Genomic DNA, 24,985 nt, shown 5'->3' with positions numbered 1-24,985 from the left:
CACGATTCCCTCGAACGGCAGCCGGGTATGACTGGCGGCAGCCGCGACTGTCCGGAGGGGGAATCCGATGAGCCGACCCGGCACGTCCACGCGCCCGGTCCCCGTACGTGCGGGGGTCACGGGGGCCCTTGCCATGTGCGGGGAGATCGACCGCCCCACCACGCTGACCGTGGCCGACCTGCGGGAACAGTGGGAGCAGCACGAGGCGGACGTGGTCTTCGACTGCGCCACCAACGGGCCGCAGCACCACGCCTTCACCGGACCGCTGCTCCGCGAGGTCGTCGGCGACGCAGGACCCGCGTTCGATCCCCGGCGCCGCAAGGACCGTTCGCGCTTCCTGCTGGCCGTGAGGGGCGGGGACGGCCACCACACCGTCCTGTCCTGGGCGGAGATCGACGCGGACTTCGGCAATACGCCCATCCTGCTTGCCACCTGCCTCGACGGCCAGGATCTGGACGCCGTGGGGAGCCAGCTCGTGGTGCCGTCGGATCGCTGCGGGGCGCGCTACATCAGCGCGATAAGCAGCATCTGGATCGGTGCCTGCCGCGTGCCCGAGTAATCCATGAGCAGCTCATCGAACGCTACAGACGGCCAGACGGCCAGACGGCCAGACGGTCGGACGGTCAGACGGTCGGACGGTCAGACAGCCGCTGACAGTCAGCTTTCTCCGTGGCCCTCCGCGGACGCCTGCCCGCGGACGCGTCCGACAGGGCAGTTGTGGCCGACCGTGACGGCGAAGGACTTGGCCAAGGGGGACAGTGCGTCCCAGCGGCGTACCGCCCAGCCGGTCCACAGCGTGGGCAGCTCCGGTATGGGAATCAGGTGCAGATCGGGGTGGCCCGGGCCGCGCCACCCCGGCAGATCGGGGACGATCGCGTGGCCCAGGCCGAGTTCGGCGAGCAGGAGGGCGGTGTCCCAGTCGGCGACGCTGGTGTCGGAGGCCGGGCTGACGCCGTGCTCGGTGAACCAGGCGTCCAGGCGTGCGCGGGAGGTCGTTTCCTCCGGAAGCCCGATGAGCTGAATTTCGGCCAAGTCGGCTGTGGTGATCAGCGGCTTCGCCGCGATGGGGTCGTCACGGTGGACGGCGAGCACCCAGGGAAGTTCGATGACGGGGCGTTGCTCGATGCCCTTCACCGGTGCGCCGAGGGTGATCCAGGCCAGGTCGAGACCGCCCGCGATGAGGGCGTCGAAGCAGCTGCGGCTGGAGTGCGCGGTCTGGAATTCGAGGCTCACCTGGGGATGGCGGCGCCGGAAGGCAACGATCGCGTCGGAGAGGAAGTGCCGCACCGTCGTGGCGCCGGTGGTGATCCGTACCGATCCGGCCTCGCCGTGCGCCAGATCGTTCAGCCGACGCAGGGCGTGGTCGATGTCGCCGAGGCCGCCGGCCGCCGCGTTCTGCAGGAGCTGTCCGGCCGGGGTGGGTACGACTCCGCGCGGATGGCGTTCGAGGAGGCTGAGCCCCAGCTCCCGCTCCAGGCGCTTGATGTGCTGGCTGACCGCCGACTGCGTACAGGAGAGGTCGCGGGCGACGGCGCTGAGGCTGCCCGTTCGGCAGGCGGCCACGAAGACGCGTAGGTCGTCGAGAGTCATGGATGGTGAAGCTACAGCTTGGAGGTCTGCAAGGAAATCCGAGGATTGACTTGGGTGTTGGGTCGGCGGGACGATCTCCTCGGGCCCAAAGGCGGCAACCTGGCCCGGCCCGCACGTTCATCCGGAAGCGTGCGGGCCGGGCCGGGTGCCGACCTGCTCCAGACTTCTCCGTCCCGTCCGCTCCAGGCCTGCCCGCCCCGTCCACTCCACAGTTCTCCGTCCCGGGCTGCCCGCACTCCGGTACTCCGACCGCCCCGGGAAAGGCGATCCATGCACGCACTCGAGACAGTGGCCATAGCGGCCGCGGCCGTCGCGGCCGGCGGCATCAACGCGGTGGTCGGCTCCGGCACCATGATCACCTTCCCCACGCTGCTCGCCTTCGGATACCCGCCCGTGCTGGCCAATGTCTCCAACACCATCGGACTCGTACCGGGCGTGATCAGCGCGGCGTACGGATATCGCGCCGAGCTCAGAGGCCAGCGGCGCCGCCTCATCAGGCTCGGCCTCGCGTCGCTCCTGGGCGGTGTCACGGGAGCGGTGCTGCTCCTGAAGCTGTCCGCCGACACGTTCCGTTCCGCGGTGCCCGTCCTGATCCTGCTCGCCTGCGCGCTGCTGTTGTTGCAGCCCCGCCTCCAGAAATGGCTCGCACGGCGCGACAGCCGCGGCCGTGAGGACGGCGGCGTCCCCCTGTGGGCGGGCGTCCTGGGCACCGGCGTCTACGGCGGCTACTTCGGTGCGGCCCAAGGGGTGCTGCTCATGGGCCTGTTCGGGTCGTTCCTCCGGGATGACCTGCAGCGTCTGAACGCCGTCAAGAACGTCCTCGCGTCCATCGTGAACGGTGTCGCCGCGGTCATCTTCATCGCGGTGGCGAGCGTCGACTGGACAGTGGTCGGCGTGATCGCCCTCGGCTCGACCCTGGGCGGTCTGATCGGCGCGCGGGTGGGCCGCCGCCTGTCACCCGCCGTGCTGCGCGGGCTCATTGTCGCCGTCGGTGTGACCGCGGCCATCGCCGTGGCCGTCTGAGGGTCGCGCCGCGCGAAGGAGACGCGCGTCACAATCATCCCTGTCGAATCACGTCGACCCCATCCGTGTAGGAGGTGTAAACACTGACAACGCCAAGGAGCGCACCATGGAAGCCCGCTTGAACCTGCTCAACAGCCCGCTCGTGGCCAAGGCCTTCAAGCACCTCGCCTCGGCGAGCAAGGTGATCATCTCGGAGTCGACGCTGCCGTCGAGGACCCAGGACCTGGTGATGCTCCGGGCGAGCCAGATCAACGGCTGCGGATTCTGCACCGACATGCACACCAAGGACGCCGCGCACGCCGGGGAGACCCCGGTCCGCATCAACCTGGTCGCCGCCTGGCGCGAGGCCAAGGTCTTCACCGACGCCGAGCGGGCCGCCCTGGAGCTGACCGAGCAGGGGACGCGCATCGCCGACGCTGCCGGAGGTGTCACGGACGAGGCGTGGGCGAACGCCGCCAAGCACTACGACGAGGACCAGCTCTCCGCCCTGGTGACGCTCATCGCCCTCATTAACGCCGCCAACCGCCTCAACGTCATCGTCCAGCAGCCCGCGGGCGACTACCAGCCGGGCCAGTTCGGATGACGGGAAGCCACTAGGCCGCCCTGCTCTGGCGCCGGTATCCTCCCGGCGCCAGGCCGTACTCCCGTTTGAAGGCCTTGGCGAAGGCGAACTCCGAGCCGTATCCGGTGCGGGCGGCGACCGTTGTCAGCGGGGCGTCGGACTCGCGCAGCATGCGCGCGGCTGTCGTCATGCGCCAGCGGGTCAGGTACGCCATCGGCGGTTCGCCGACCAGAGTGGCGAACCTCCGGGCGAACGCGGCGCGGGACAACCCGGCCTGCTCCGCCAGGGACTCGACCGTCCACGAAGCCGCGGGGTGGTCGTGCATGGCCGTCAGGGCGGGCGCGACAGCCGAGTCCCGCAGGGCGGCGGCCCAGCCCTGTGCGGCGTCCGGGGGCTGGTCGTCGAGCCAGGCCCGCAGGATGTAGAGGAGGAGCGAGTCGATCAGGGTGGGCACGATGCCGTCCGAGCCCATGCGCGGGTTCTCCAGCTCGGAACCGAGGAGTTGGACGGCGGCGCTCAGCTCCGGATGGTGTCCGTGCCGCGTCGGGAGATGGATCACCTCGGGCAGCTGGCGCACCAGCGGGTGCGGTCGCCCCTGGTCCAGGTGGTAGCTGCCGCACAGCAGCCTGGTCTCGGCGCCCTCGCCGCCGAGCGTGATCGAGCCGATCGGTGAACTCCCGCGGAACTGCTCGCTCTCGCACTCCTCGGCCGAGGTCGAGGGATGGTCGGCGAGGACATGGCCCCGCCCGCCGCGCAGGAAGATCACGTCCCCTGGATTCAGCTGAATCGGCTTCAGGTGTGGGGGCACGTCGGGCAGCGGGACCAGCCAGCAGGTGCCGTAGAGGACGACGTGGAAGCTCGCGCCCGCGACGGGTGGCAGGGTCAGGCCCCAGGGGGCGCGGCCGTTGGTCCGCGCGGACGCCGGGTGTCCGGTGCGCATCGAGGCCAGTGCCTCGGTGAGGATGTCCATCCGGCCTCGCCCTTCCTGGTGCTGCTGCCGCCCGCCGCGGTCGGCCTGTTCAGACCGTCAGGACAATCTTGCCCTGTACGTGTCCCGCAGCGACGAGCTCGTGTGCCTTACCGGCCTCCGCCAGCGGAAACGTCTCCTCGACGTAGGGCCGGACCCGGCCCGCGTCGATCAGCTCGGCGAGCGCTTCGAGCCCGGCGGAGTCCGGTTCGACCATGACTCCGGCGAAGCGCCGCCCGGCGGCCTCGACGCGCGCGGCGAGCTCCCGGTCCTGGTGTTCCAGGATGCTGATGAGTACGCCGCCGGGGCGCACCACGTCGAGCGAGAGATCGCCCTGGGCCATGGAGTCGAGCACCACGTCCACGTCCTTGACCGCCTCGGTGAAGTCGGTGGTCCGGTAGTCGATGATCTCGTCGGCGCCGAGGCCGCGTACGAAGTCCTGTCGTGCCGCACTGGCGATCGCGATCACCCGCGCCCCACGCGCCTTCGCGATTTGCACCGCGAAGTGGCCGACTCCACCGGCCGCCCGCTGGATCAGCACCCGGTCGCCCTCCTTGATGTCCGCCGCCCCCACCAGGCCTTGCCAGGCGGTGAGCGCCGCGAGGGGGACGGCGGCGGCGTGCACGTGGTCGAGCGAGGCGGGCTTACGGGCGAGGTGGCCGGACGGCACGGCGACGTACTCGGCATACCCGGTGGCGGCACGGGGGAAGAGCGGCATCCCGTACACCTCGTCGCCCACCGCGAACCGGGCCCCGGCGCCCGCCTCTTCGACCACCCCGGAGATGTCCCAGCCCACGCCGAACGGCGGCTCACCGAGCAGCGGAAAGGCACCGGACCTGACGGCGATGTCCGCCGGGTTGACAGCACTGGCGTGGACCTTGACGAGGACCTCGCCGGCCAGTGGCTTCGGCCGTTCGGCCTCCACGACCTCGAGGACATCGGGCCCGCCGAAAGACTTCTGGATCACTGCGCGCACGGGGACTCTCCCTGGGTTGGATTCTGGGGGCGGACCGACTCCGCTGGATTGTGCTTGCTCGGTGTCCCCAACCCTAGGGAGATCGAATGAGCCGCAGAATGGCTTTCTGTCTCTGCCACATGTCCCATCGTCTTGATGCCCGGCACCCTCAGCCATACGTGTCCCAGGTCACACCGTTCGTGACGACACTCCCGGTCACATCCCTGCGGTGCGGCCCGTCAGGGAAGTGACGCACTCAAGCGCTCAAGACGCCCGGCCGGAGCAAGTCCGCCCAGGCACCCGTCCGATGGGAGCATTTCTGATGTCCACCGCCTACGTTGTCGTCACCGTCCTGGCCGCCGTCATGGTGGGCTTCTCGGCCGTCTCCGTCTTCCTCCGCGCCAAGTGGGTCGTGGACCCCATGGCCGACTACGGCGTCCCTCTCTCGTGGCTGCCCTGGCTCGGCGCGGCCAAGGCCGCAGGGGCGGCGGGACTGCTGGTCGGACTGCTCGTGCCGGCGATCGGAGTCGCGGCGGGAATCGGCCTGGCGCTGTACTTCACCGGCGCCGTCATCACCGTGATCCGGGCCCGCTGGTACGCGCACATCCCGTTCCCGCTCCTGTACGCGGCACCGGTGGTCGGGGCCCTGGCGCTCGGCCTTGCCGCCTAGCCCCAGTCGTAACTTCCGCAACGCGAGTGCTACTTGAAGGGTTGACTGAGCCCTGACAACCAGTATGGTCTAGGCCAATGAGTCGACCGAGGCGCCCGGTTGTCTCTCGCCCCCTCACCCCCCCCCACCCAGAGGGAACAGAGATGAACAAGAAGCAGAAGCTGGCAGCCGTTCTCGGCGCGGGATTCGCGCCGGTGCTCGTCCTGGCCTCCGTCACCCCGGCCAGCGCGCACGGCTACGTCAACTCACCCCCGAGCCGTCAGGCACAGTGCGCGGAGGGCACCGTGTCCTGCGGCGAGATCGCCAACGAACCGCAGAGCGTCGAAGGCCCCAAGGGGCAGACGACATGCAGCGGCGGCAACTCACGGTTCTCCGATCTGGACGACGACAGCAAGGGCTGGAAGGTCACCGACGTCGGCTCGTCACAGGAGTTCAGCTGGAAACTGACGGCGCGTCACAGCACCAGCACCTGGCAGTACTTCGTCGGCGGCAACAAGATCGCCGAGGTCGACGACGGGGGCGCCCAGCCGGGTGAGACCGTCACGCACAAGGTCGACTTCGGAGGTCTCAGCGGCAAGCAGAAGGTGCTCGCCGTGTGGAACATCGCCGACACCGCCAACGCCTTCTACGCCTGCATCGATGTGAACATCAAGGGCTGAGCTCCCCTGCGCGGGGTGGCTCCCCCACACCACCCCACCCGGTCTGCCGGGCCGCGGCGCCATCGCGCCGGGGCCCGACAGGCCGGGCTTTCGCGTACGCACCCCGCTGCCGGACGGTGCAGCGGCCAGGAGACGTGATGGACGGCGCGAAATGCTGCTCGATGCCGGGTCCTGGCTGAGATGGTGGGTGCATGGCCGATTTGCGCAAGACTCTGGAGACGCACGTCAGCAACAGCTCCGTGGCGGGAGCGGTGGGCCTGGTGGCCCGCGGTGACCGGGGCGAGGAGGTCGCGGCCGTCGGGTCCGTCGACGTCGAGGGCACTGCCCCGATGGCAAGGGATTCCATCTTCCGTATCGCCTCGCTGACCAAACCCATCGTCGCCGCCGCCGTCATGATGCTGGTCGACGAAGGACGGATCGCGCTGGACGATCCGGTCGGACGGTGGCTGCCGGAGCTGGCGTCGCCGAGCGTCGTCCGCACCCCGGCCGCACCGCTGGACGACGTGGTCCCCGCGGTCCGGCCCATCACCGTGTTCCATCTGCTCGCCTCCCGCTCCGGATACGGATTCCCTTCGGACTTCTCGCTGCCCGCGCTCGCACCGCTCTTCAGCGAACTGAAGCAGGGACCTCCCCAGCCGCAGGCCGTCCCGGCACCGGACGTCTGGATGGCCGCGCTGTCCCGTATCCCGCTGCTCCACCAGCCCGGGGACGGCTGGCTGTACAACCTCAGTTCCGACCTGCAGGGCGTACTGATCTCCCGGGTCACTGGAGTGCCGCTGCCCCAGTTCCTGGCCGAGCGGATCTTCGAGCCGCTCGCAATGACCGACACCGCGTTCTCGGTGCCACCGGGCAAGCTCGACCGGTTCACCAGTTACTACGCGGCCGGAGCCGAGGCAGGCCCCGAACGCGATCCCCGGAGCGGACTCGAACTGCTCGACTCCCCCGACGGGCAGTGGAGCAGCCCGCCCCCGTTCCCGTCCGGCGCCGGTGGTCTCGTCTCGACCCTCGACGACTGGCTCGCCTTCGGGCGCATGCTGCTGGCCGGGGGCACGGCCGCCGACGGGGATCGGCTGCTCTCGCCCGATTCGGTGCGGAAGATGACCACCAATCAGCTCAGCACGCCCGAAAGGCAATCCGCCGGTCTCTTCCTCGAAGGGATGGGCTGGGGGTTCGGCGGGGCGGTGGACGTCGAGACCGTGGAACCGTGGAACGTCCCGGGGCGCTACGGCTGGGTCGGCGGCACCGGTACGGCAGCGCACATCATCCCTTCGAGCGGCACGGTCACCCTCATGTACAGCCAGCTGCAGATGGGCGGGCCCAGCTTCCCCGAGCTGATGCGGGACTTCTGGCGGTACGCGGCCGGGGCCTGAGCCGGCCGACCCGCGGCCCCGTGATCCGCCTCAGGTCTGGCGCTCCGGCCCATAGACGTCCGGATGCAGTCCGAACGTCCACGCCACCCTCCTTGGCCGTCCGTGTGGTGGGCGGGACACGCAGCCAGTACGTACGACTCGTGCCGTCCGGCTCCGGGGTGGAGTTGACCACCTCGACCATCACCACGTCCTCGTCACCGGTCAGTTGGATCCGCCAGAGCACACCAGTCTCGTCGCGGTGCACGGGCACCGCGCCGGACTCGTCCAGATAGCGGTCGTAGCCGTAGTGCTCCAGCATGACGCGGCGCAGTTCGGCGTTGTCCTCGGCGCGTATCCGCTCGGGGGTCAACGCGGAGAGTTCGTGCAGGAACTCACCCGGCACCGGCATACGCCGTCTGCGACTGCCACATCGGCTACGTCCATCTGGAGACACTGCCGCTGTACGACGTCTTCGCGGGCGGGGTCCTGGAACGGATCCCCGGACACGTCACCGCATCTGCTGCATCTACTGCATCTGCCGCCGCACCAGCTCATGCAGCCGCCCGCCCGTGTCTGCCAACAGTTGCGCGGGCGGCCCCTGTTGGACGACTCGCCCCTCCGCCATGACGATGACGCGGTCCGCGTCCATCACCGTGGAGAGGCGGTGGGCGATGACGATGCGGGTGGCGTTGAGGGCGCGGGTGCTGTCGATGACCGTGCGCTGCGTCTCGTTGTCCAAGGCGCTGGTCGCCTCGTCGAAGAAGAGGACGCGGGGGCGGCGGATCAGTGCCTGGGCGATCATCAGGCGCTGGCGTTGGCCGCCGGAGACCGCCCCGCCTCCGGAGATCATCGTGTGCAGGCCCATCGGCATGCGCTTGATGTCCTCGGCGAGGCCCGCCATCGCCGCGGCCTCCCACGCCTCCTCCTGTGTGAACGTCTCGGCGCCGCAGATGCAGTCCAGGATCGAGCCGGTGAGCGGCTGCGCGTTCTGCAGGACGACACCGCACTGGCGGCGGACGGCGGCCTGGTCGAGGGCCGACAGGTCCTGGCCGTCGTACAGGACGCTGCCCGAGACCGGCTTGTCGAAGCCGATGAGCAGGCGAAGGAGCGTCGACTTGCCGCAGCCGCTGGGGCCGACGACCGCGACGAACTCACCCGGCCGGATGGAAAGGGACACGTCGTCCAGGACCAAGGGGCCGTCCTCCGAGTAGCGGAAGGAGAGTGCCCGCGCCTCGATCTCACCCTGCAGTTCGCCCGGCTGGGTGCTCGCGCCCCGCACCTCCGGCGCCTCGTCGAGCACCGGCTTGATCTGTTCGAACATCGGAAGCACCGCCGCCGCGGAGATGAGCGCTCCGGTGAGCTGTGTGACGGACGTCAGGAGCATCGTCACGGCGGTGCTGAAGGTGAGGAACTCGCCCGCGGTGAGGCTGCCGCGGGCCGGGCCCGCGAGGAGGATGAACATGATGAGGGTGCACAGCGGCAGATAGACCGAGTTGAGGACCGTCGTCACGTTCTTGATGCGGCCCGCGCGCTGCTGGAGTTCCCGGCTGCGCGCGAACTCCCCGGCCCAGGCCGCGTACGCGAAGCTCTCCGCCCCTGCGACGCGGAGTTTGGGCAGGCCGCGCAGCGTCTGGAACGCCTGGTTGTTGAGCTTGTTGCTGAGCTCGACGAGGCGGCGCTGCCAGCGCAGTTCCCACAGGCCCAGGGTGAGGAACACGGCCGCGATGACGGTCAGCATTCCCAGGGCCGCAAGGGCCAGGGGGACGCTGTAGAGGAGGAGCAGGACCAGGTTCATCGCGCCGACCGTGCCTGCGTGCAGCGCGACGGGACCGATGCCCGAGAGGACCCTGCGGATCGCGCTGACGCCCATCGCCGCGCTCGCCAGTTCACCGGTGGAGCGCGAGGCGAAGAAGCGCGTGGGCAGGCGCAGCAGCCGGTCCCAGACCGCTGGTTGCAGGGCGCTCTCCATGCGGCCCTCCATCCGCAGGATGGTGAGGTTCTGGAGCAGCATGAAGGCCGCGGAGACGATGCTCGTGATCATCACCGCCAGGGACACCTGGACGATGAGGCTCTTCTCGCCGTTCGGCACGAACACGCCGAGCACCTGCCCCGTGGCGATCGGCACGAGTGCTCCGATCGCGACCGTCACCAGACCGGCGATCGCCAGATTGCGCACGTCGCCGCCCGTGCCGCGCAGGCTGAAGCGGAACAGGTGCCAGGGCGTCAGCCCCTTCTCCGGCAGGGGACGGTAGAACATGACCCCCTGCGGCTCGAACTCCTCCGCGTTGCTCTGGTCGACGCGCGTGCGCCGCCCCGACACGGGATGCACGGACTCGTAGCCGCCGCGCCGCCACAGCAGCGCGACCGGCTGGCCGCTGGCCGCGCGGTGTCCCACCAGCGGGCCGGTGTTCTCGCGCCACCAGCGCCCGTCGAGCCGGACGGCCCGGGTGCGGATCCGCGAGGCCACCGCGACCTGCTCCACCGGGTCGATACGGTCGCTCACCGCACCGCCCCGCGCCGCGCCGGACAGCGTGATGCCCGCCGCCTCGGCGACAAGGCGGCAGGCGGCGTACGTCGCGTCGTCGTCGCCCCGCGACGGGGGACGGCGTCCACCGCCCCTGCCGGAGCGGCCAATGGAGGCGATCAGTGTCCGGTCGGCCTGCTCGCGGACGCTCTCGCCCGCTTTGATACCGGCTGCCGTGCGGTCCTCGTGGGCCCGCTCCAGGCGTTCGATCCAGCGGTCGAGGGTCGAGAGCAGCCGGTACTGCTGGTTGACCATGCGCTGCCACATGTCGGCGGCCACGAGCAGATCGCCCGCGGCCTCGGCGCTGTAGGCGGATCCGTACTGCACGCTGCCCGGCGCCACCGGCATCCAGAGGATGTCGTCGTCGGTCGCCACGTCGTCGCCCATGGTGCGGCCGTCGAGCGGTGCCTCGAAGAGCACCCGGTGGCTGCGTCCGATGCCGAGCGCGAAGGCGTGCTCGAGCAGGCTCAGGGACGCGTCCTGGGTGTCGTACTGACTGGGGTACTGCTGCTCGTAGGCCCAGGTGTCGCCGTAGTCGGGGCGGTACAGCTCGCGCAGCGGGATCCGGCGCAGCTCGCAGCCCTGGAGGGGGCGTCCGACGAGGGTGTGCTGGGGGCCTTCGACGGGGCCCAGGAGCAGGGTGCCCGGTTCGAGGCGGCCGAGGAAGTGCCAGTGGCCCTGCTGCACGGCGTCGACCGCGAACAGGTCGAGCGCGCCCGCCACGACGAGCCAGAGGACCTGCGGGCCTTCGAGGTGCACGCTGCGCAGGCCCGTGCAGTCGGCCGGGGTGCCGAGCGCACCGAAGGCGGCGGCGACCGAGTCTTGGGCGTAGGCGTCGTGCTGTTGCGGTACCGAGGTCACCTCAGTGCTCCTTGACCAGGTCGGCGTAGGGTCCGCCGGCGGCGACGAGGTGTTCGTGGCGTCCGCGCTCCACGACCGAGCCGTGGTCGAGCACGACGATCTCGTCGCTGTCGCGCACGGTGCTCAGGCGGTGCGCGATGACGACGCAGGCGCAGCCGCGGCGGCGCAGATTGTCGATGATGACCTGCTCGGTCTGCGCGTCCAGGGCGCTGGTCACCTCGTCGAGGACGAGGATGCTGGGGCGGCGGACAAGGGCCCGCGCGATCTCCAGGCGCTGACGCTGTCCGCCGGAGAAGTTGCGGCCGTCCTGCTCGACGCGGCCGTGGATGCCACCGGGCCTGCGGGCCACGACGTCGAACAGGCAGGCGTCCTTGAGGGCGGCCACGACGGCGTCGTCCGGGATGGAGGGGTCCCACAGTGCGACGTTGTCGCGGATGGTGCCCTCGAAGAGGAACACGTCCTGGTCGACGAAGGAGACGGAGGCGGCGAGCGCCCCGCGCGGGATGTCCTCCAGGCGCTGTCCGTCGATGCGGATCGTGCCCTCCCAGGGGCTGTAGAGCCCCGAGATCAGCCGGGAGACGGTCGACTTGCCACTGCCCGAACCACCGACGAGCGCGACCTGCTGCCCGGGGCCCACGGACAGCGAGAAGCCGGTCAGGAGCGGCTTGTCGAGGGGGCTGTAGCCGAAGGTGATGCCGTCGAGCGTGACGTGGCCCTTGAGGCGGCGGGTGCTCGCGGCCGGTTCGGGGCGGGAGTAGAGCGTGTCGACGGGAAAGTTCTCGACGTCCTTGAGGCGGGCGACGTCGGCGCCGAAGTCCTGGATGCGGCCCGCGACGCCGTTGAGGCGGGTGATCGGCGCGGTGAAGCGGGTGACGAGGGCCTGGAACGCGACGAGCAGGCCGATCGAGAGGTGTCCTTCCACCGCGCGCAGGCCGCCGATCCACAGGATCAGCGCGCTGTTGAGCGTCGCGAGGGTCGGTGCGGCGACGCCGAGCCAGGCGCTCGGCACACCGAGACGCTGCTGCTCCTCAAGGGTGGTGGCGTGCTGGCCCGCCCACCGCCGGAAGTAGCCGTTCTCGCCGCCGGTGGCCTTCATGGTCTCGATCAGTTGCAGGCCGGTGTAGGAGGTGTTGGTGAGCTTGGCGCTGTCGGCGCGCAGCTTCTGGGTGCCGGTGGCCCGCAGTCTGATGACGATGCGCATCGCGACGATGTTGAGGAGGGCGATACCGACACCGACGAGGGTGAGCTGAGGGTCGTACGTCCACAGCAGGGCCGCGTAGAGGAGTACGACGATGCCGTCGACACCCGCGGCCGTGAGGTCGCGGGCCAGAGTCTCGGCGACGGCGTCGTTGGAGGCGAGTCGCTGGACGAGGTCGGCGGGGCTGCGCTGGGCGTAGAACGTGACGGGCAGACGCAGCAGATGGCGCAGGAAGCGGGCGCTGCTCAGCGTTGAGGAGATGATGCGCCCGCGGAGCAGATTCGCCTGTTGCAGCCAGGTCAGGACCACGGTGAGCGCCACCATCGCGCCCATCGACGCGAACAGCGCACCGAGGAGGGAGGTCTGGTTGCCGATCAGGAACAGGTCGATGTACGTGCGGCTGAGCGCGGGCAGTGCCGCGCCGACCGCGACGAGCAGCAGGCTGGCGAAGAGCGCGGCGAGCATGGTGCCCGTGGTGCCGCGAAGCCGTGCGGGGAGCGCCCGCATGACGCCGGGTCTGCGCCCTCCGGTGCGGAAGTTCTCACCCGGTTCGAGGACCAGGACGACACCGGTGAAGCTGGTGTCGAAGTCCTCCGAGGGGACGAAGCGGCGCCCCTTGTCCGGGTCGTTGATGTGCACGCCCCGGCGGCCGAGGCGGCGCCCCGAGCCGTCGTAGACGACGTAGTGGTTGAACTCCCAGAAGAGGATCGCGGGCGCCTTCACCTCGGCGAGCGCGGCCGGTTCCATCTGCATGCCCTTGGCGGTCAGGCCGTAACTGCGCGCCGCCTTCAGGAGATTGCTGGCCCGTGAACCGTCGCGGGAGACGCCGCACGCTATGCGCAGCTCCTCCAGGGGGACATGCCTGCCGTAGTGGGCGAGGACCATGGCGAGTGCGGCGGCGCCGCACTCCACTGCTTCCATCTGCAGGACGGTGGGGGTGCGGACGGTTTTCTGCCGCTTGCCCTTCGACGCCGGTCGCGGCGCGGCGCGGCGGCGGCCGCGCTGCGGGGGCTCGGGGCGGTGCCTGCGACGGCCGCCGGGGGGCGGCAGTTGCCGCTGGTGTGCCGGGGAGGGTTGTGGTGCGGTCACGGAAGCAGCCAATCGATCGGGCGCTGCTCGGCGAGGTGGAAGGCGCCGTCGGCCACGGTCATGGAGTCGAGCGCGAAGGGCGGGCCGCCGCCGGATGACCACTGGTAGCCGGACTTGGAGGACGAGGAGCGTTCGAGCTCCACGAGGACGCCCACGGGTGGCCCGTCCTTGGTGAACTGCCCGGCCAGTTCCTTGTCGCCGAGGAACCCGCTGATCTTCTGTTCGCTCTGGGCGGCTCGCCCGATCGCCTTCACGCGGCCGCGCAGCATGCCGTACTCCTGTGTGGGCACGGACTGGACCGTGAGGTCCACCGAGGCGCCGACGGGTACGGTGGCCGCGCTGTCCGCGGGTACGTAGAGCATCGCCAGGAGCGGGTCGTCGCTGCCCGAGACACGCTCGACGGTCGCGACGTCGGCGCCGGTGGTGACGACGGTGCCGATCCTGGCGACCAGCGTGGTCACCCGGCCCGCGGCGATGGAGCGTACGACCTTGTCGCCCTGGTCCGTACGGACTTTGAGCACGGGCGCTCCGGCGGCGACCCGTTTCCCCTCTTCGGCCAGGACGCGGGTCACCTGTCCGGTGACGGGGCTCTGCAGGACGTAACTGCCCTGGCCGTGGGTGAGGATGCCGGGTGCCCGAAGTGTGGAGGAGATCGAGCCGGTCACGGCCCAGACGCTCGCGGCGATCATGACGACGACGGTGACGGCGAGTACGAGCAGGCCCTGGGGCCGGGCGTAGCGCACGGGAAGGTCGAGTTCCTCGGGCGACTGCAGCTTGGACAGAGCCTGTTGGCGGAACTGCACGGAACGCTTCCCTTACTTTGCCTGTGGCGTCTGGTTGCCCGTGGCGTTCGTGAGCCCCGGAACCAGTGGTTCCGGGGCTCACGAATCATGGCGTCTCAGTGAGCTGAGGCTCAGAGACCAGCGGTCAGACCGCCGGCGAGGCCCGTGACCGCGCCGGTGTTCAGGCCGGTGGCACCCTCGACCGTGCCGACGACGCCGCCGACGACGCCCGAGACCGGGGCGATGGAGTCAACGGTGTCCGTGACGTTGCCCGCGACACCGGCGACGAGGCCACCGGAGACGTTGTCGAGGTCGGCGTCGGAAATCTCGAGGGTCTCGACCTGGGGGGTGTAGTTCATGGTGTGAGCTGCCCTTCTCATGAATGTTGCAAAAGTGTTTCCAACACCGCGGAACCTGATGTGCGAATTCCGCGATGGCGAGGATCAAAGCACGTTCGCACGTCGTACATCCAATCGACGAGGCAACGACCAACGGCACTCACGACGTCACATCACCGCTGGGTGCAGGCATGTTCACTACGTGGGGGCAGCTCCTTCACAAGATTCACAGAAGGAAATCCCGCGACCGGAAGGACTCCTTCCAACAAAGCGGACACTCTCGCACCAAAGCGCGAGTTCTGTGGTCAATGCACAAGACTCGGTGTGGAGTATTCGCCGAATAGCGTGACTGCGCTGCGCATTCGATGTGCAGGTTTATTGAAGGCGTGCCGAATCGTCGCCGAAGGGGACACCGAGGCCCCCCTCCGCGACCGCGCCGTCGGTGGAGGCGCCGGAGGCGATCCCGTGAACGGGCTCCGGCACCGCGTCCGGGGCGAGCAGCACCGAGCGGCGGCCGTCGACGCCGACCGGCACGTCGCCGTCGATGGTGACGCGGCGCAGGGTTCGCTCGTGGTCGTCGGAGTCGTCGACTCCGTAGTGCTGCGTGGCCCGGTTGTCCCAGATGGCGACGTCACCCGCGCGCCACTGCCAGCGGACCGTGTTCTCCGGCCGCTCCACGTGCGACTGGAGTACGCCGATCAGGGCGCGGGAGTCGGCGGCACGGAAGCCGCTCAGCTTCTGCAGGAAGTTGCCCAGGATCAGGGTGCGTTCACCGGTCTCGGGGTGGACGCGGACCACGGGGTGCTCGGTCTGGAACTTGACCGCGGTGAACACCTTCCGATGCTGGTCGAGCGCGGCGGAGGAGGCTCCGGGGCGCGATGCCGCGTAGTCGTAGTCGTTGGTGTGCACACCGCGCACGCTGTCGGCGAGCACCCGCAGCGGCTCGGGCAGGTCCTTGTACGCGGCCGCCGTGTTGGACCACAGGGTGTTGCCGCCGTACGGCGGGATGACCTCGGCGCGCAGGATGGAGAAGGCCGGGTAGGCGGGCACGAACGTGACGTCGGTGTGCCATTGATTGGCGCGGCCGCCGTGTTCGTTGTCGATGCCGAGGGCGTAACGGCCGTCCACGGAAGGCACGGTGGGATGGGCGACGGGAGTACCGAGCAGGCGGGCGAAGGCCTCGTGGCTCTCTTTGTCGAGGTGCCGCTGATCGCGGAAGAAGACGACCTTGTGCTCGAGCAGCGCGGCGCGCACGGCGGCCACGGTCGCCTCGTCCAGGTCACCGCCGAGGCGGACTCCGGAGAGGACGGCGCCGATCCGGCCGCCCACTTTCTGAACGGTGAGGGTGGGGGTCTCCAGTGCGGGGGCGGGTGCGGACGTCATGGGGTGAGATCCCTTCGGTGGATGACATCGCTGTCCGGCCGAGTCGAGGCGCGCGGACGCGAGGGAGAGAGGGCAGGGCGAGAGGAGAGGGAAGTCCGGCTGACCGAGCGTCAGCGGCAGCGGTGGCAGCCCGGCGAAAGGCGCGGGCGGCGCTCAGGCCACGCGCGGACGACACGCCGCGGAGGCGAGGCGGCCCAGGTCCACGTGGAGCCGCGGGACGAGAAGGGTCATCGCGGTCATGTCCAGGAGCATGGTCGCCCGCCGAAAGCGGGGCAAGACCTTCCCCGCCCGCTTCACGACCCTGCAATGAGCCCGGTGCGCCGGGCGGCTCTCTCACCCCCGGGACATCTGGCCGTCACCCGGAGCGTCCGGCCGGGTTCCGCGCGGCCCGACGGGTCACTCGCCGGCCGGCTCTCGACGACATCACTCCATGACCAGGGGCGATACGTTCCGTTCAGGGCGGTGCAGCATAATGCGGCCATGCGGATCTCAGCCAGGGCGGACTACGCGGTACGTGCCGCGCTGCAACTCGCCGCGTGCCAGGACGACGGGCCGCTGAAGGCCGAGGCCATCGCAGAGGCCCAGGACATCCCGCACAAGTTCCTCGAAGGCATCCTCAACGACATGCGGCGCGGCGGTCTCGTCCTCAGCCAGCGCGGCGGCAACGGCGGCTACCGCCTGGCCCGGCCCGCGGGCAGCATCAGCATCGCCGACGTCATCCGCGTCGTGGAGGGCCCCCTCGTGTCGGTGCGCGGCGTCCGGCCTCCCGAGCTGACCTACAGCGGGCCCGCGGAATCGCTGCTGCCGCTGTGGATCGCGTTGCGGGCGAATGTCCGCCAGATCCTCGAGGGCGTGTCCCTGGCCGATGTCGCGGGCGCCGAACTGCCGAACCCCGTCACAGAGCTCGCCGCGGACCCCGCGGCTTGGACGAACCCGTAGCCCCCGAGCCCTCCAGGCAAGCGCGGGCCTGCCGGTGAGGCCGAGGACCGACTGGTTCCCCCCAGCCGCTGGTGAAGACCGCGCTCACTCCTTCAAGGCGCACGCCCACGAACGGGTTGGAGCGGAGTATCACGGCAACCGATCAACGCCGGTTGCGTGGGTGGTCGCGCGCCGTGCGCTCATTGCCGTGCTTGTACGCACCTGTCCAGCGGGCCATCACCAGCTGGGCGTCGCCCGACTCGACCTCGGCGAGGAACTTCTCGGCGCGCGCACCTCGCAGCGTGCCGGCCACACGGCCGTGGTGGGTGATCGTCACACCGGCCTCGGGACGCTGCTCGTAGGTGAACCCGGAAGGTCTTGGCATACCCCGATGCTAGGCATCCGGGCTGTGGTTCCGTAACCGAATTTCGGTGCGGCGGCGGGGCGATCGGCGGGAGCGGCCCGTGACGGTCCAACCGTCGAGATCCCACAGGGCGAGACACCGCCGTCCGCCTGTTGAACACCCCCTTGCCGCTACAGGAGTTCGAGCACACTATTCCTATCAATCAGGTAGGGAAACTAGGAATCTGTGAGGCGTCCCCGTGACAACGCTGATCCCCTCCGCCTCGCCGCGCGTCGTCCGGGAACTCGCCGATGACCTCGCCGTCGACGCGGACCTGCGCGACCGGGCGGGCAAGCCCCCGTTCGACGAGGTCTCGCGGCTCCGTGAGGCGGGACTGCCCGCGCTCCTGACGCCGTCCGGCCAGGACAGCCAGGGCGGCAGGGGCAGCGACTGGCGTACGGCCTGTACGGCGGTCAGGGACATCGCCGCGGCGGACAGCTCCATCGCCGAACTCCTCGCGCACCATCACGCCCTGTCGTGGAGCCCCCGCCTCTTCGCCGCCCCGGAGGACGCCGCCGCGCTCGAACTGCGCGCCGTGCACGAGCAGTGGCTCTACGGCGGTGACATCGAATTGCCGGACGCGCAGACGGGCACCGACCTCGCCCTCACGCCGACCGCCGACGGATACGTCCTGCACGGGCGCCGACCCCTCACCGCGGGTGTCGCCGTCGCCGACCGGCTCGTCCATACGGCACGGCGCACGGACACCGGTGAATGGGTGGTCGTCCATGTGAACCCCGCCCACCCCGGCGTCTCCACGGAACCCGCGCACGACCCGCTCGGGCAGCGCCTCAGCGGCGCGGGCGGCGTCAGCTACGACGACGTACCGGTTTCGGCGGACCAAGTGCTCGGCACGGTCCCCGTCGACGAGCACGAGATCTCGCCGTTCACCGCGCTCGCCCCACTGACCCGCCGTCTCCTTCTCGTCCAGGTCGGCCTGGGCAACGCGGAGGGTGCCCTGGCCGAGGCGCGGGACATCAGTCGCGCCCTGCCGCGCCCGGGCCCGCTGGCGGCGCTCGACACCGGCGGCGACTGTGGGCCACCGCCCACGGACCCCTATCTGCTGCTCGCCTACGGGGAATTGGCCACGGCCGCACACAGTGCGGCGGCGGTGGCGGAACGCGCGACGGAGGCGTTGGCCCAGGGTCTTGGGACCGGCCCCGCGCTCGGCGCCGACGAGCGGGCCGACATCGCGTTCCTCGTGGGCGCGGCCGAAGCGGTCACGGCCCAGGCCGCCCTGCACATCACCACCCGCGTCCTCGAAGTCACCGCCGACGCGCCTCCGTCTTCGACCGACCCCGGCCTCGACAGGTTCTGGCGCAACGCCCGCGCCCTGACGGCCCACGGCTCCGCCGCGCACCGCCTCCGCGACATCGGCGAGCACTACCTCAACGGGCTTCAATAGCCGTCCGGGCTCGACCTCTGCGCAGCCTTTCTCCGGCCCGTACGATCTTCGGATACTGGGACCCAGCATCCGCGAGGCCGAGAGGGAAGCGTCCGTTGAACACCGGCAGCTATTACGAGCCCATCGACGAGCACCGCTACAAGCCCACGCTCCACGCTGGCGGCGCCTGGGACATCGACGAACAGCACTTCAGCCCGCTCGGCGGCCTCATCGTGCACGCCATCGACCGGCACCTGGCCGCTCGGCCGGACAGTGGCCTGGTCCTGGCCCGGATCAGCTTCGACATCCTCGGGCGCCTCGCCCTCGACGAGTGCGAGATCAGGGTGGAGACCGTCCGCCCCGGCCGCACCATCGAACTGGTCGAGGCCGTCCTGCTGATGGCCGACCGCCCGGTGGTGCGAGCCAGGGCCTGGCTCCTCGCGTCCGGTGACACCAGCGCCGTCGCGGGCGGCGGTGCCGACGAGCTCACGCCGCCGGACGCGCTCACGCCATGGCACATGGCCTCCGTGTGGCCCGGCGGATACATCGCCTCGCTGGACGTCCGCCCGCTCGCGCCCCCGCAGCCGGGTCGTACGACGGCGTGGATCTCCACCGGTCTCGACCTCGTCGCCGGGCAGAGCGCGAGCCCGCTGGCGTCCTACATCGCACTCGTCGACACCGCCAACGGCATCGCCGTCCGCCAGTCGCCCACCGCCTGGATGTTCCCCAACGTCGACCTCACCGTGCACCTGCACCGGCAGCCTGAAGGGCGCTGGACCGGACTCGACACCACGGTGACCTTCGGACCGACCGGCCAGGGCATCACCAGCACCGTCCTGCACGACATCAACGGCCCTGTCGGACACGCGCAGCAGATCCTCACCGTCCGTCCCCTGTAGAGGAGATGACCCCTCCGCCCCGCATGTCGCGTCCATGACATCGTCACAGACTCGACGCACAACGTTCATACAGTGATGCGCCCACCCGTGCCACTCTCCGGTTTACCCACTTGTCAACTCGCGTAGAACGGCGGTCCTGTTGGAGGGATCCGCGGTGCGCGAGTCTCCGGGAGAGGACACCCCCACATGCCCGTCCCTCACATACGTCGCTGGAAACCACTGGCCATGACGGCCGCCGCGCTCCTCGTCGGGATCACCGTCCCGGCCGCCGCCGACGCCGCGACCACGGCCCCCACGCCGTCGGCCGCATCCGCCGGCGCCTATGACGACACGTACTACAAGGACGCGCTCGGCAAGACCGGTCCGGAGCTGAAGAGCGCCCTGCACACGATCATCAGCGACCAGACCAAACTGTCGTACAGCCAGGTCTGGGACGCGCTCAAGGTCACCGATCAGGACCCGGACAACAGCGGCAACGTGATCCTGCTCTACACCGGCCGCTCGCAGAGCAAGGACAGCAACGGCGGCGACCCGGACCAGTGGAACCGTGAGCACGTGTGGGCCAAGTCCCACGGCGACTTCGGCACCTCGACCGGTCCCGGCACCGACATCCACCACCTGCGCCCTGAGGACGTCTCGGTCAACAGCGTCCGTGGCAACAAGGACTTCGACAACGGCGGCAGCGCGGTCGGTGAGGCGCCGGGCAACAACACCGACTCCGACTCCTTCGAGCCCCGTGACGCCGTCAAGGGCGACGTGGCCCGCATGATCCTCTACATGGCCGTGCGCTACGACGGCGAGGACGGCTTCGCCGACCTGGAGCCCAACGACAAGGTCTCCAACGGCAGTGCCCCCGCGATCGGGCGCCTGTCCGTACTGAAGCAGTGGAGCGACGAGGACCCGCCGGACACGTTCGAGAAGAACCGCAACCAGGTCATCTTCGACAAGTTCCAGCACAACCGGAACCCGTTCGTCGACCACCCCGAGTGGGTCGAGTCGATCTGGTAGAGCAGGGACGGCTGTTGAGGCAGGTTGTGGCAGCGCCCTCCTCGGGCGCTGCCACACCCCCGTGACCCCATGGCCGTCAGGACGTCAGGACGTCAGGACGTCAGGAGACGATGTCGCCGAGCGGCTTGCCCTCCAGGTGTCCTGCGACGTTCTGGATCGCCGCGAGGCCGATGCGGACGAGCGTCTCGCGGGTGACGCCCGCGACATGCGGTGAGAGCACCACGTTCGGCGCCCTCAGCAGGCGCAGGGCCGCGGTGGGCGGCTCGGGGTCGAAGACGTCGATGCCGGCCCCGGCCAGCGTGCCGGCCGTCAGCGCGTCGGCGAGGGCGTCCTGGTCGATGAGTGCGCCCCGCGAGGTGTTGATGACGAACGCCGTCGGCTTCAGGAGGGCGAGGCGTTCGGCGTCCAGGAGGTTGCGGGTCTCCTCCGTGAGCGGGGCGTGCAGCGAGACGTAGTCGGACGTGCGGAGCAGTTCGTCGAGTCCGACGTGGCGTGCGCCGCCGAGGCGGGCCTCCTTCTCCGCTGCCGCCCGCCTCGGCCCGGCGTAGACGACGCTCATGTCGAACACGACCGCGCGGCGGGCGACTTCCTCGCCGATGTGGCCGAGTCCGACGATTCCCAGGGTCTTGCCGGAGAGCTCGGTGATGGACTGCTGGAGGCGCGGGAGCGCCCAGTCGGCCGCGGTGAGGGCGGTGTGCGCCGGGATCAGCTGCTTGGCGAGGGCGAGCATGAGGGCGAACGTCTGCTCGGCGACGTTCTGCTTCTCGGCGCCGCTCGAACCGATCGAGCAGACGTGGATGCCGCGTGCGCGCGCCGCGTCCACGTCGACGTAGTCGAAGCCGTGGCTAGCGCACTGGACGACTTCGAGGTCCGGCGCCGCGGCGATGTGCTCGGCGGTGACGGGCGCGAGGCCGGTGACGATGACGTGCGCCGCGCGCAGGGCCGCGGGGTCCTCGTCGGCCGACTCGACGACGGTGACGTGCGCCGACGCGGGAAGCAGCCCGGCGAGAGCGCCGCCCGCCGCGCGGCCGCCCACGTGGGGCGAGACGATGGCCAGGACGTTCTTCACGGTGGTCATGCGGTCTCCTCGATCAGGTCGTCGGGGGTGAGGGTGGCGGGCCCCGCGTGTCCGGACAGGGCGAGGGTGAGGTCGAGTTCGGCGAGCAGACAGCGGATCACGTGGTCGACGCCCGCCTGGCCGTCGAGGCCGAGCCCGTAGGCGTACGGCCGTCCCACGAGCACCGCCCGGGCGCCGAGGGCGAGCGCCTTGAAGATGTCGTCGCCGGTGCGGATGCCGCTGTCGAACAGGACGCTGAGCCGGTCGCCGACCGCCGCCACCACGCGGGGCAGGGCGTCGGCGGCCGCGACGGAGCCCGCGACCTGGCGGCCACCGTGGTTGGAGACCACCACCCCGTCCATGCCCGCGTCGGCGGCGCGGCGCGCGTCGTCCGGGTGCAGGACGCCCTTGAGCACGATCGGGCCGTCCCAGTTCTCGCGCAGGAACGCCAGGTCCGGCCAGGTCTTCGCGGGGTCGGCGAACATGCCGACGAAGTGCGTCACGGCCGCGTTCGGGTCCTCGTGCACCGGCTTGGCGAGGCCGGCCTGGAACGCGGGATCACTGAAGTAGTTGGCGGTGCCAACTCCGTGCAGGAAGGGCAGGTACGCCTGGTCGAGGTCGCGCGGCCGCCAGGCGAGGAGCGGGGTGTCGAGCGTGACGACGAGCGCGGTGAAGCCCGAGGCCTTCGCACGGTCCAGGAAGCTCTTGGTGACGTCGCGGTCCTTGGCCCAGTACAGCTGGAACCAGCGCTGCGCGTCCCCCATCTCCTTGGCGACCTGCTCCATGGGCGTGCTGGAGGCCGAGGACAGGATGTACGGGACGCCGCGGGCCGCTGCCGCGCGGGCGGCGGCGGACTCGCCCTCCGGGTGCATGATCGACAGAACGCCGACGGGCGCCAGAGCGAGCGGCGCGGGCAGCCGGTGGCCGAGCACCTCCACGGACAGATCGCGTTCGTGTACGTCCCGCAGCATGCGCGGCACGATCCGGCGCCGCTCCAGTGCCGCGCGGTTGGCGCGTGCGGTGCTGCCGTTGCCCGCGCTGCCGGATACATAGCCGACGGGGCCCGGGCCGAGCCGCTGCTCGGTCAGCTCCTCCAGGCGGGTCAGGTCGGTGGGCAGCCGGGGCACGGCACCAGTCATGCCGTTGAGATAGATCTCGTACTGGAAGTCCGCCCAGTTCGGCGTCGTCATGTGAGGGGTCCCGTCCGGTATCCGTTGAGACTGCGTGAGGCAGCGTCAAAGAGCACTGTCTACCCGACGATCCTTGCCACAGTGGCAGGACGGTGACAAGCCCCGTCCATGGTCGCCCTTCGTCGACCGCGACCAGCGCCACCTCGTACCGGACATCACATCCCGCGGTCCCCCGGACCCTTGGCGGCGCCTCACGCCGGACATCGCCCGCACACACGATCGTGCTCGGGGCCGGAACGGACAACTGCCGATGTCAGGTGTGAGGTGTCAGGTGTGAGGTGTCAGGCAACCGCCGCGTTCCGCGTGGCGGTCGCGAGTTCGGCGCGCAGGGCCGCGAACCGGGGCGCGCCGCGCAGGGCGGCCACGTCGGTCGTCGCCGCTCGCGGCAGCGGGACCTCCACCTCGTCGATCACGCGCCCCGGCCCCGCCGCCATCACCAGGACCCGGGAGCCGAGGAGGACGGCCTCCTCCGCCGAGTGCGTGACGAACAGGACGGTCGTTCCCGTGACCGCCGCCAGCGTCCTGACCTCCTCCTGCAGGCGTTCGCGGGTGAGCGCGTCCAGGGCGGCGAACGGCTCATCCATGAGGAGGATCTGCGGTTCGGTGGCCAGGGCCCGCGCGATGGCCACGCGCTGCCGCTGTCCGCCCGAGAGTTCCCAGGTACGGCGCCCGGCCATGCCCGGCAGTCCGACCAGGGACAGCAACTCCTTTACTCGGGACGCGCGTTCGGCTCGTACGAGACCGTGCCGTGCCAGTGCGAAGGAGAGGTTCCCGCCCACCGTGCGCCAGGGGAAGAGGCGCGGCTGCTGGAAGACGACACCGACCTTCCGGCGCACTTGCACCGTCCCCGTGGCGGGTCGCTCGAAGCCGGCCACCAGGCGAAGCAGCGTCGTCTTGCCGCACCCGGAGGGGCCGACGAGCACCACGAACTCGCCGGGCCGCACCGCCAGGGACACGTCGGAGACCGCCGTCACGAGGGTCTTGGCCGTGCCGTAGCGGACGCTGACGCCGGACAGTTCGATGTCGGGGTGTTCGTTGTCGGGCAGTTCGTTGTCAGGCAGTTCGATGTCGGGCAGTTCGATGTCGGCCGGGTCCGACCCGGTCTCAGCCCGCGGCACGGGACAGCTCCTTCACCGCGAGGTCCTTCTCGAAGGCCGACCGGCCCGGGACCTTGTCGATGGCCTTCTGCCCCTTGAGGAAGACGGCCGCGTCATACAGGTTCCCGGCCAGTGCGCCCGGCGCACCGGGTTTGCCGAGATAGTCGGCTCCCCGCTGCTGCTCCGCGGTGAGCAGCACCAATTGGGCGAGCTGCCTCTTGCCGTCATCGGGGCTCAGATTCAGCTCGGCGCCGATGGCCTCGGCCGCCTTGCCCGGGTCGCTCTTGGCCAGCTTGACGGCCTTGTCCTGCGCCGTGAGCCAGGCGTCCACGATCTTCGGGTGCTCGGCCGCGAACGCGTCGGTGACTACGCCCAGGTCGGCGGTGGGCTTGCCCCGCTCGGCGACCTCACGGCTGGTGACAAGCACCTTGCCGCCCTTCTCCAGCTCGGTGAGGCTGGGCGTCCACACGTACGCGGCGTCGATGTCACCCCGCTGCCAGGCACCGAGCGCGTCCTGCGGCTGGAGGTCGACCAGCTTCACGTCGGAGGCCTTGAGACCGGCGTCGTCGAGGGCCGCGAGGAGGGAGTAGTGCGAGGTGGATCCGAAGGGCGTGGCGATCTTCTTGCCCTTGAGGGCCTTGACGGACGTGACGCCCTTCTTGGCGACGAGCGCCTCGTTCTCACCGATCAGGTCATGGATCCACAGCACCTTGTACGGAATGTTCAGCGGCGCCGAGAGCCCCTTGGTGACCGGGCTCGATCCGGCCAGCGCGAAGTCCACCGCCCCGGCGATCACCGCCGTGTTGACGTCCGCGCCCGAGTCGAACTTCACCCACTTCACCTCGGCGTCCGGGAGCGCTTTCTCCAGAAGCTTGTGGTTCTTGACCACCAGATCGGCATTGGGTATCGCCTGGTACGCGATGCGGACCTGGGTCTTTCCGCCGGCGGATCCGGCGTCGTCGCCGCCGTCGCCGCAAGCGGTCGCGTTCAGGGCGAGCAGGGCGCAGGCCGAGGCGAGGAGGGTGGTGCGGCGGATGCGTGAGTGCATGACAGTCCTTCGTACGTTGACGTGGAGCGGG

Annotated in this window: 24 protein-coding genes and 1 pseudogene; 10 read left to right on the top strand and 15 right to left on the bottom strand. The window is 70.2% G+C overall.

The genetic code is table 11. The features are described 5' to 3' along the window. Positions 1–67 precede the first annotated feature (67 nt). The gene (locus tag ACFVXC_RS19600) at positions 68–559 is read left to right on the top strand and encodes a molybdopterin-dependent oxidoreductase (RefSeq protein WP_389906672.1); all 492 of its coding nucleotides are present in this window, start codon (positions 68–70) and stop codon (positions 557–559) included. Between the two features lie 98 nt (positions 560–657). Here the strand turns inward: ACFVXC_RS19600 and ACFVXC_RS19595 are convergent, their stop codons facing one another. After that, on the bottom strand, positions 658–1,590 hold the full coding sequence (locus ACFVXC_RS19595) for a LysR substrate-binding domain-containing protein (protein ID WP_389906671.1): 933 nt from the start codon (positions 1,588–1,590) through the stop codon (positions 658–660). A gap of 270 nt (positions 1,591–1,860) precedes the next feature. Here ACFVXC_RS19595 and ACFVXC_RS19590 point away from each other — a divergent pair, with 270 nt between their 5' ends. Both ACFVXC_RS19590 and ACFVXC_RS19585 read left to right on the top strand, forming a co-directional pair. Then, on the top strand, positions 1,861–2,613 hold the full coding sequence (locus ACFVXC_RS19590; RefSeq protein WP_389906670.1) for a sulfite exporter TauE/SafE family protein: 753 nt from the start codon (positions 1,861–1,863) through the stop codon (positions 2,611–2,613). A gap of 106 nt (positions 2,614–2,719) precedes the next feature. After that, a complete protein-coding gene (locus tag ACFVXC_RS19585) occupies positions 2,720–3,196 on the top strand; it encodes a carboxymuconolactone decarboxylase family protein (RefSeq protein ID WP_389906669.1) in 477 nt (158 codons plus the stop codon). Between the two features lie 10 nt (positions 3,197–3,206). Here ACFVXC_RS19585 and ACFVXC_RS19580 read toward each other — a convergent pair whose 3' ends face one another. Both ACFVXC_RS19580 and ACFVXC_RS19575 read right to left on the bottom strand, forming a co-directional pair. Beyond that, the gene (locus tag ACFVXC_RS19580; protein WP_389906668.1) at positions 3,207–4,145 is read right to left on the bottom strand and encodes a cupin domain-containing protein; all 939 of its coding nucleotides are present in this window, start codon (positions 4,143–4,145) and stop codon (positions 3,207–3,209) included. 49 nt (positions 4,146–4,194) lie between these two features. Further along, complete coding sequence (locus ACFVXC_RS19575; protein ID WP_389906667.1) at positions 4,195–5,118, bottom strand: NADP-dependent oxidoreductase; 924 nt, start codon at positions 5,116–5,118, stop codon at positions 4,195–4,197. A gap of 301 nt (positions 5,119–5,419) precedes the next feature. Here ACFVXC_RS19575 and ACFVXC_RS19570 point away from each other — a divergent pair, with 301 nt between their 5' ends. From ACFVXC_RS19570 to ACFVXC_RS19560, 3 genes are all read left to right on the top strand, one after another. Then, the gene (locus ACFVXC_RS19570; RefSeq protein WP_389906666.1) at positions 5,420–5,767 is read left to right on the top strand and encodes a DoxX family protein; all 348 of its coding nucleotides are present in this window, start codon (positions 5,420–5,422) and stop codon (positions 5,765–5,767) included. A gap of 143 nt (positions 5,768–5,910) precedes the next feature. Continuing rightward, positions 5,911–6,426 carry a lytic polysaccharide monooxygenase auxiliary activity family 9 protein gene (locus tag ACFVXC_RS19565; RefSeq protein ID WP_389906665.1) on the top strand — a complete coding sequence of 172 codons (516 nt, stop codon included), beginning with the start codon at positions 5,911–5,913 and terminating at the stop codon, positions 6,424–6,426. 191 nt (positions 6,427–6,617) lie between these two features. Further along, positions 6,618–7,796: a serine hydrolase domain-containing protein gene (locus ACFVXC_RS19560; protein WP_389906664.1), complete on the top strand. Its 1,179-nt coding sequence runs from the start codon at positions 6,618–6,620 to the stop codon at positions 7,794–7,796. A gap of 30 nt (positions 7,797–7,826) precedes the next feature. Here ACFVXC_RS19560 and ACFVXC_RS19555 read toward each other — a convergent pair. The 7 genes and pseudogenes from ACFVXC_RS19555 to ACFVXC_RS19525 all read right to left on the bottom strand — a co-directional run. Then, positions 7,827–8,190: pseudogene (locus tag ACFVXC_RS19555) on the bottom strand (DUF6745 domain-containing protein); the annotation flags it as partial. A 111-nt stretch (positions 8,191–8,301) separates the two neighbouring features. After that, positions 8,302–11,160 (bottom strand): NHLP bacteriocin export ABC transporter permease/ATPase subunit, encoded by a 2,859-nt coding sequence (locus ACFVXC_RS19550; RefSeq protein WP_389906663.1) that lies wholly within the window; start codon positions 11,158–11,160, stop codon positions 8,302–8,304. 1 nt (position 11,161) lies between these two features. Then, the gene (locus ACFVXC_RS19545) at positions 11,162–13,447 is read right to left on the bottom strand and encodes an NHLP family bacteriocin export ABC transporter peptidase/permease/ATPase subunit (protein ID WP_389906662.1); all 2,286 of its coding nucleotides are present in this window, start codon (positions 13,445–13,447) and stop codon (positions 11,162–11,164) included. After that, positions 13,444–14,250 carry an HlyD family efflux transporter periplasmic adaptor subunit gene (locus tag ACFVXC_RS19540; RefSeq protein WP_389906661.1) on the bottom strand — a complete coding sequence of 269 codons (807 nt, stop codon included), beginning with the start codon at positions 14,248–14,250 and terminating at the stop codon, positions 13,444–13,446. The genes ACFVXC_RS19545 and ACFVXC_RS19540 overlap by 4 nt, the downstream gene beginning before the upstream one ends. A gap of 110 nt (positions 14,251–14,360) precedes the next feature. Beyond that, a complete protein-coding gene (locus ACFVXC_RS19535; protein WP_383278155.1) occupies positions 14,361–14,588 on the bottom strand; it encodes a type A2 lantipeptide in 228 nt (75 codons plus the stop codon). A 354-nt stretch (positions 14,589–14,942) separates the two neighbouring features. After that, complete coding sequence (locus tag ACFVXC_RS19530) at positions 14,943–15,950, bottom strand: TauD/TfdA dioxygenase family protein (protein WP_389906660.1); 1,008 nt, start codon at positions 15,948–15,950, stop codon at positions 14,943–14,945. Positions 15,951–16,103: 153 nt separating this feature from the next. Next, on the bottom strand, positions 16,104–16,181 hold the full coding sequence (locus ACFVXC_RS19525) for a putative leader peptide (RefSeq protein ID WP_389906935.1): 78 nt from the start codon (positions 16,179–16,181) through the stop codon (positions 16,104–16,106). 249 nt (positions 16,182–16,430) lie between these two features. Between ACFVXC_RS19525 and ACFVXC_RS19520 the strand changes: the two genes are divergently transcribed. Then, positions 16,431–16,889 (top strand): RrF2 family transcriptional regulator, encoded by a 459-nt coding sequence (locus ACFVXC_RS19520; RefSeq protein ID WP_389906659.1) that lies wholly within the window; start codon positions 16,431–16,433, stop codon positions 16,887–16,889. Positions 16,890–17,031: 142 nt separating this feature from the next. Here the strand turns inward: ACFVXC_RS19520 and ACFVXC_RS19515 are convergent, their stop codons facing one another. Beyond that, positions 17,032–17,253 (bottom strand): hypothetical protein, encoded by a 222-nt coding sequence (locus tag ACFVXC_RS19515; protein WP_389906658.1) that lies wholly within the window; start codon positions 17,251–17,253, stop codon positions 17,032–17,034. A 217-nt stretch (positions 17,254–17,470) separates the two neighbouring features. Between ACFVXC_RS19515 and ACFVXC_RS19510 the strand changes: the two genes are divergently transcribed. The 3 genes from ACFVXC_RS19510 to ACFVXC_RS19500 all read left to right on the top strand — a co-directional run bounded on the left by ACFVXC_RS19510 (position 17,471) and on the right by ACFVXC_RS19500 (position 20,562). Next, positions 17,471–18,676: an acyl-CoA dehydrogenase gene (locus tag ACFVXC_RS19510; RefSeq protein ID WP_389906657.1), complete on the top strand. Its 1,206-nt coding sequence runs from the start codon at positions 17,471–17,473 to the stop codon at positions 18,674–18,676. A gap of 95 nt (positions 18,677–18,771) precedes the next feature. Continuing rightward, the gene (locus ACFVXC_RS19505; protein WP_389906656.1) at positions 18,772–19,554 is read left to right on the top strand and encodes a thioesterase family protein; all 783 of its coding nucleotides are present in this window, start codon (positions 18,772–18,774) and stop codon (positions 19,552–19,554) included. 186 nt (positions 19,555–19,740) lie between these two features. Further along, positions 19,741–20,562: an endonuclease I family protein gene (locus ACFVXC_RS19500; RefSeq protein WP_389906655.1), complete on the top strand. Its 822-nt coding sequence runs from the start codon at positions 19,741–19,743 to the stop codon at positions 20,560–20,562. A 100-nt stretch (positions 20,563–20,662) separates the two neighbouring features. On the opposite strand, the gene ACFVXC_RS19495 is transcribed toward ACFVXC_RS19500, so the two are convergent. The 4 genes from ACFVXC_RS19495 to ACFVXC_RS19480 form a co-directional block, all read right to left on the bottom strand. Further along, positions 20,663–21,640: a 2-hydroxyacid dehydrogenase gene (locus ACFVXC_RS19495; protein WP_389906654.1), complete on the bottom strand. Its 978-nt coding sequence runs from the start codon at positions 21,638–21,640 to the stop codon at positions 20,663–20,665. Continuing rightward, complete coding sequence (locus tag ACFVXC_RS19490) at positions 21,637–22,809, bottom strand: lactate 2-monooxygenase (RefSeq protein WP_389906653.1); 1,173 nt, start codon at positions 22,807–22,809, stop codon at positions 21,637–21,639. Before ACFVXC_RS19490 ends, ACFVXC_RS19495 begins: the two co-directional genes overlap by 4 nt. A gap of 281 nt (positions 22,810–23,090) precedes the next feature. Continuing rightward, a complete protein-coding gene (locus ACFVXC_RS19485) occupies positions 23,091–23,855 on the bottom strand; it encodes an ABC transporter ATP-binding protein (protein ID WP_389906933.1) in 765 nt (254 codons plus the stop codon). 58 nt (positions 23,856–23,913) lie between these two features. Continuing rightward, entirely contained in the window at positions 23,914–24,954 is a 1,041-nt protein-coding gene (locus ACFVXC_RS19480) for an ABC transporter substrate-binding protein (RefSeq protein ID WP_389906652.1), read from the bottom strand. Positions 24,955–24,985 lie beyond the last annotated feature (31 nt).

Source organism: Streptomyces sp. NPDC058257 (genome assembly GCF_042881845.1).
Lineage (GTDB): Bacteria > Actinomycetota > Actinomycetes > Streptomycetales > Streptomycetaceae > Streptomyces.
The sequence above is the reverse complement of the archived record's forward strand: the minus strand, read 5'-3'. Positions and strand labels throughout refer to the sequence as shown.

Coding starts and splice junctions, on each gene's coding strand:
- ACFVXC_RS19600 (WP_389906672.1), top strand. CDS start 68: ATGAGCCGACCCGGCACGTCCACGCGCCCGGTCCCCGTACGTGCGGGG.
- ACFVXC_RS19595 (WP_389906671.1), bottom strand. CDS start 1,590: ATGACTCTCGACGACCTACGCGTCTTCGTGGCCGCCTGCCGAACGGGC.
- ACFVXC_RS19590 (WP_389906670.1), top strand. CDS start 1,861: ATGCACGCACTCGAGACAGTGGCCATAGCGGCCGCGGCCGTCGCGGCC.
- ACFVXC_RS19585 (WP_389906669.1), top strand. CDS start 2,720: ATGGAAGCCCGCTTGAACCTGCTCAACAGCCCGCTCGTGGCCAAGGCC.
- ACFVXC_RS19580 (WP_389906668.1), bottom strand. CDS start 4,145: ATGGACATCCTCACCGAGGCACTGGCCTCGATGCGCACCGGACACCCG.
- ACFVXC_RS19570 (WP_389906666.1), top strand. CDS start 5,420: ATGTCCACCGCCTACGTTGTCGTCACCGTCCTGGCCGCCGTCATGGTG.
- ACFVXC_RS19565 (WP_389906665.1), top strand. CDS start 5,911: ATGAACAAGAAGCAGAAGCTGGCAGCCGTTCTCGGCGCGGGATTCGCG.
- ACFVXC_RS19560 (WP_389906664.1), top strand. CDS start 6,618: ATGGCCGATTTGCGCAAGACTCTGGAGACGCACGTCAGCAACAGCTCC.
- ACFVXC_RS19535 (WP_383278155.1), bottom strand. CDS start 14,588: ATGAACTACACCCCCCAGGTCGAGACCCTCGAGATTTCCGACGCCGAC.
- ACFVXC_RS19530 (WP_389906660.1), bottom strand. CDS start 15,950: ATGACGTCCGCACCCGCCCCCGCACTGGAGACCCCCACCCTCACCGTT.
- ACFVXC_RS19525 (WP_389906935.1), bottom strand. CDS start 16,181: ATGACCCTTCTCGTCCCGCGGCTCCACGTGGACCTGGGCCGCCTCGCC.
- ACFVXC_RS19520 (WP_389906659.1), top strand. CDS start 16,431: ATGCGGATCTCAGCCAGGGCGGACTACGCGGTACGTGCCGCGCTGCAA.
- ACFVXC_RS19515 (WP_389906658.1), bottom strand. CDS start 17,253: ATGCCAAGACCTTCCGGGTTCACCTACGAGCAGCGTCCCGAGGCCGGT.
- ACFVXC_RS19500 (WP_389906655.1), top strand. CDS start 19,741: ATGCCCGTCCCTCACATACGTCGCTGGAAACCACTGGCCATGACGGCC.
- ACFVXC_RS19495 (WP_389906654.1), bottom strand. CDS start 21,640: ATGACCACCGTGAAGAACGTCCTGGCCATCGTCTCGCCCCACGTGGGC.
- ACFVXC_RS19490 (WP_389906653.1), bottom strand. CDS start 22,809: ATGACGACGCCGAACTGGGCGGACTTCCAGTACGAGATCTATCTCAAC.
- ACFVXC_RS19480 (WP_389906652.1), bottom strand. CDS start 24,954: ATGCACTCACGCATCCGCCGCACCACCCTCCTCGCCTCGGCCTGCGCC.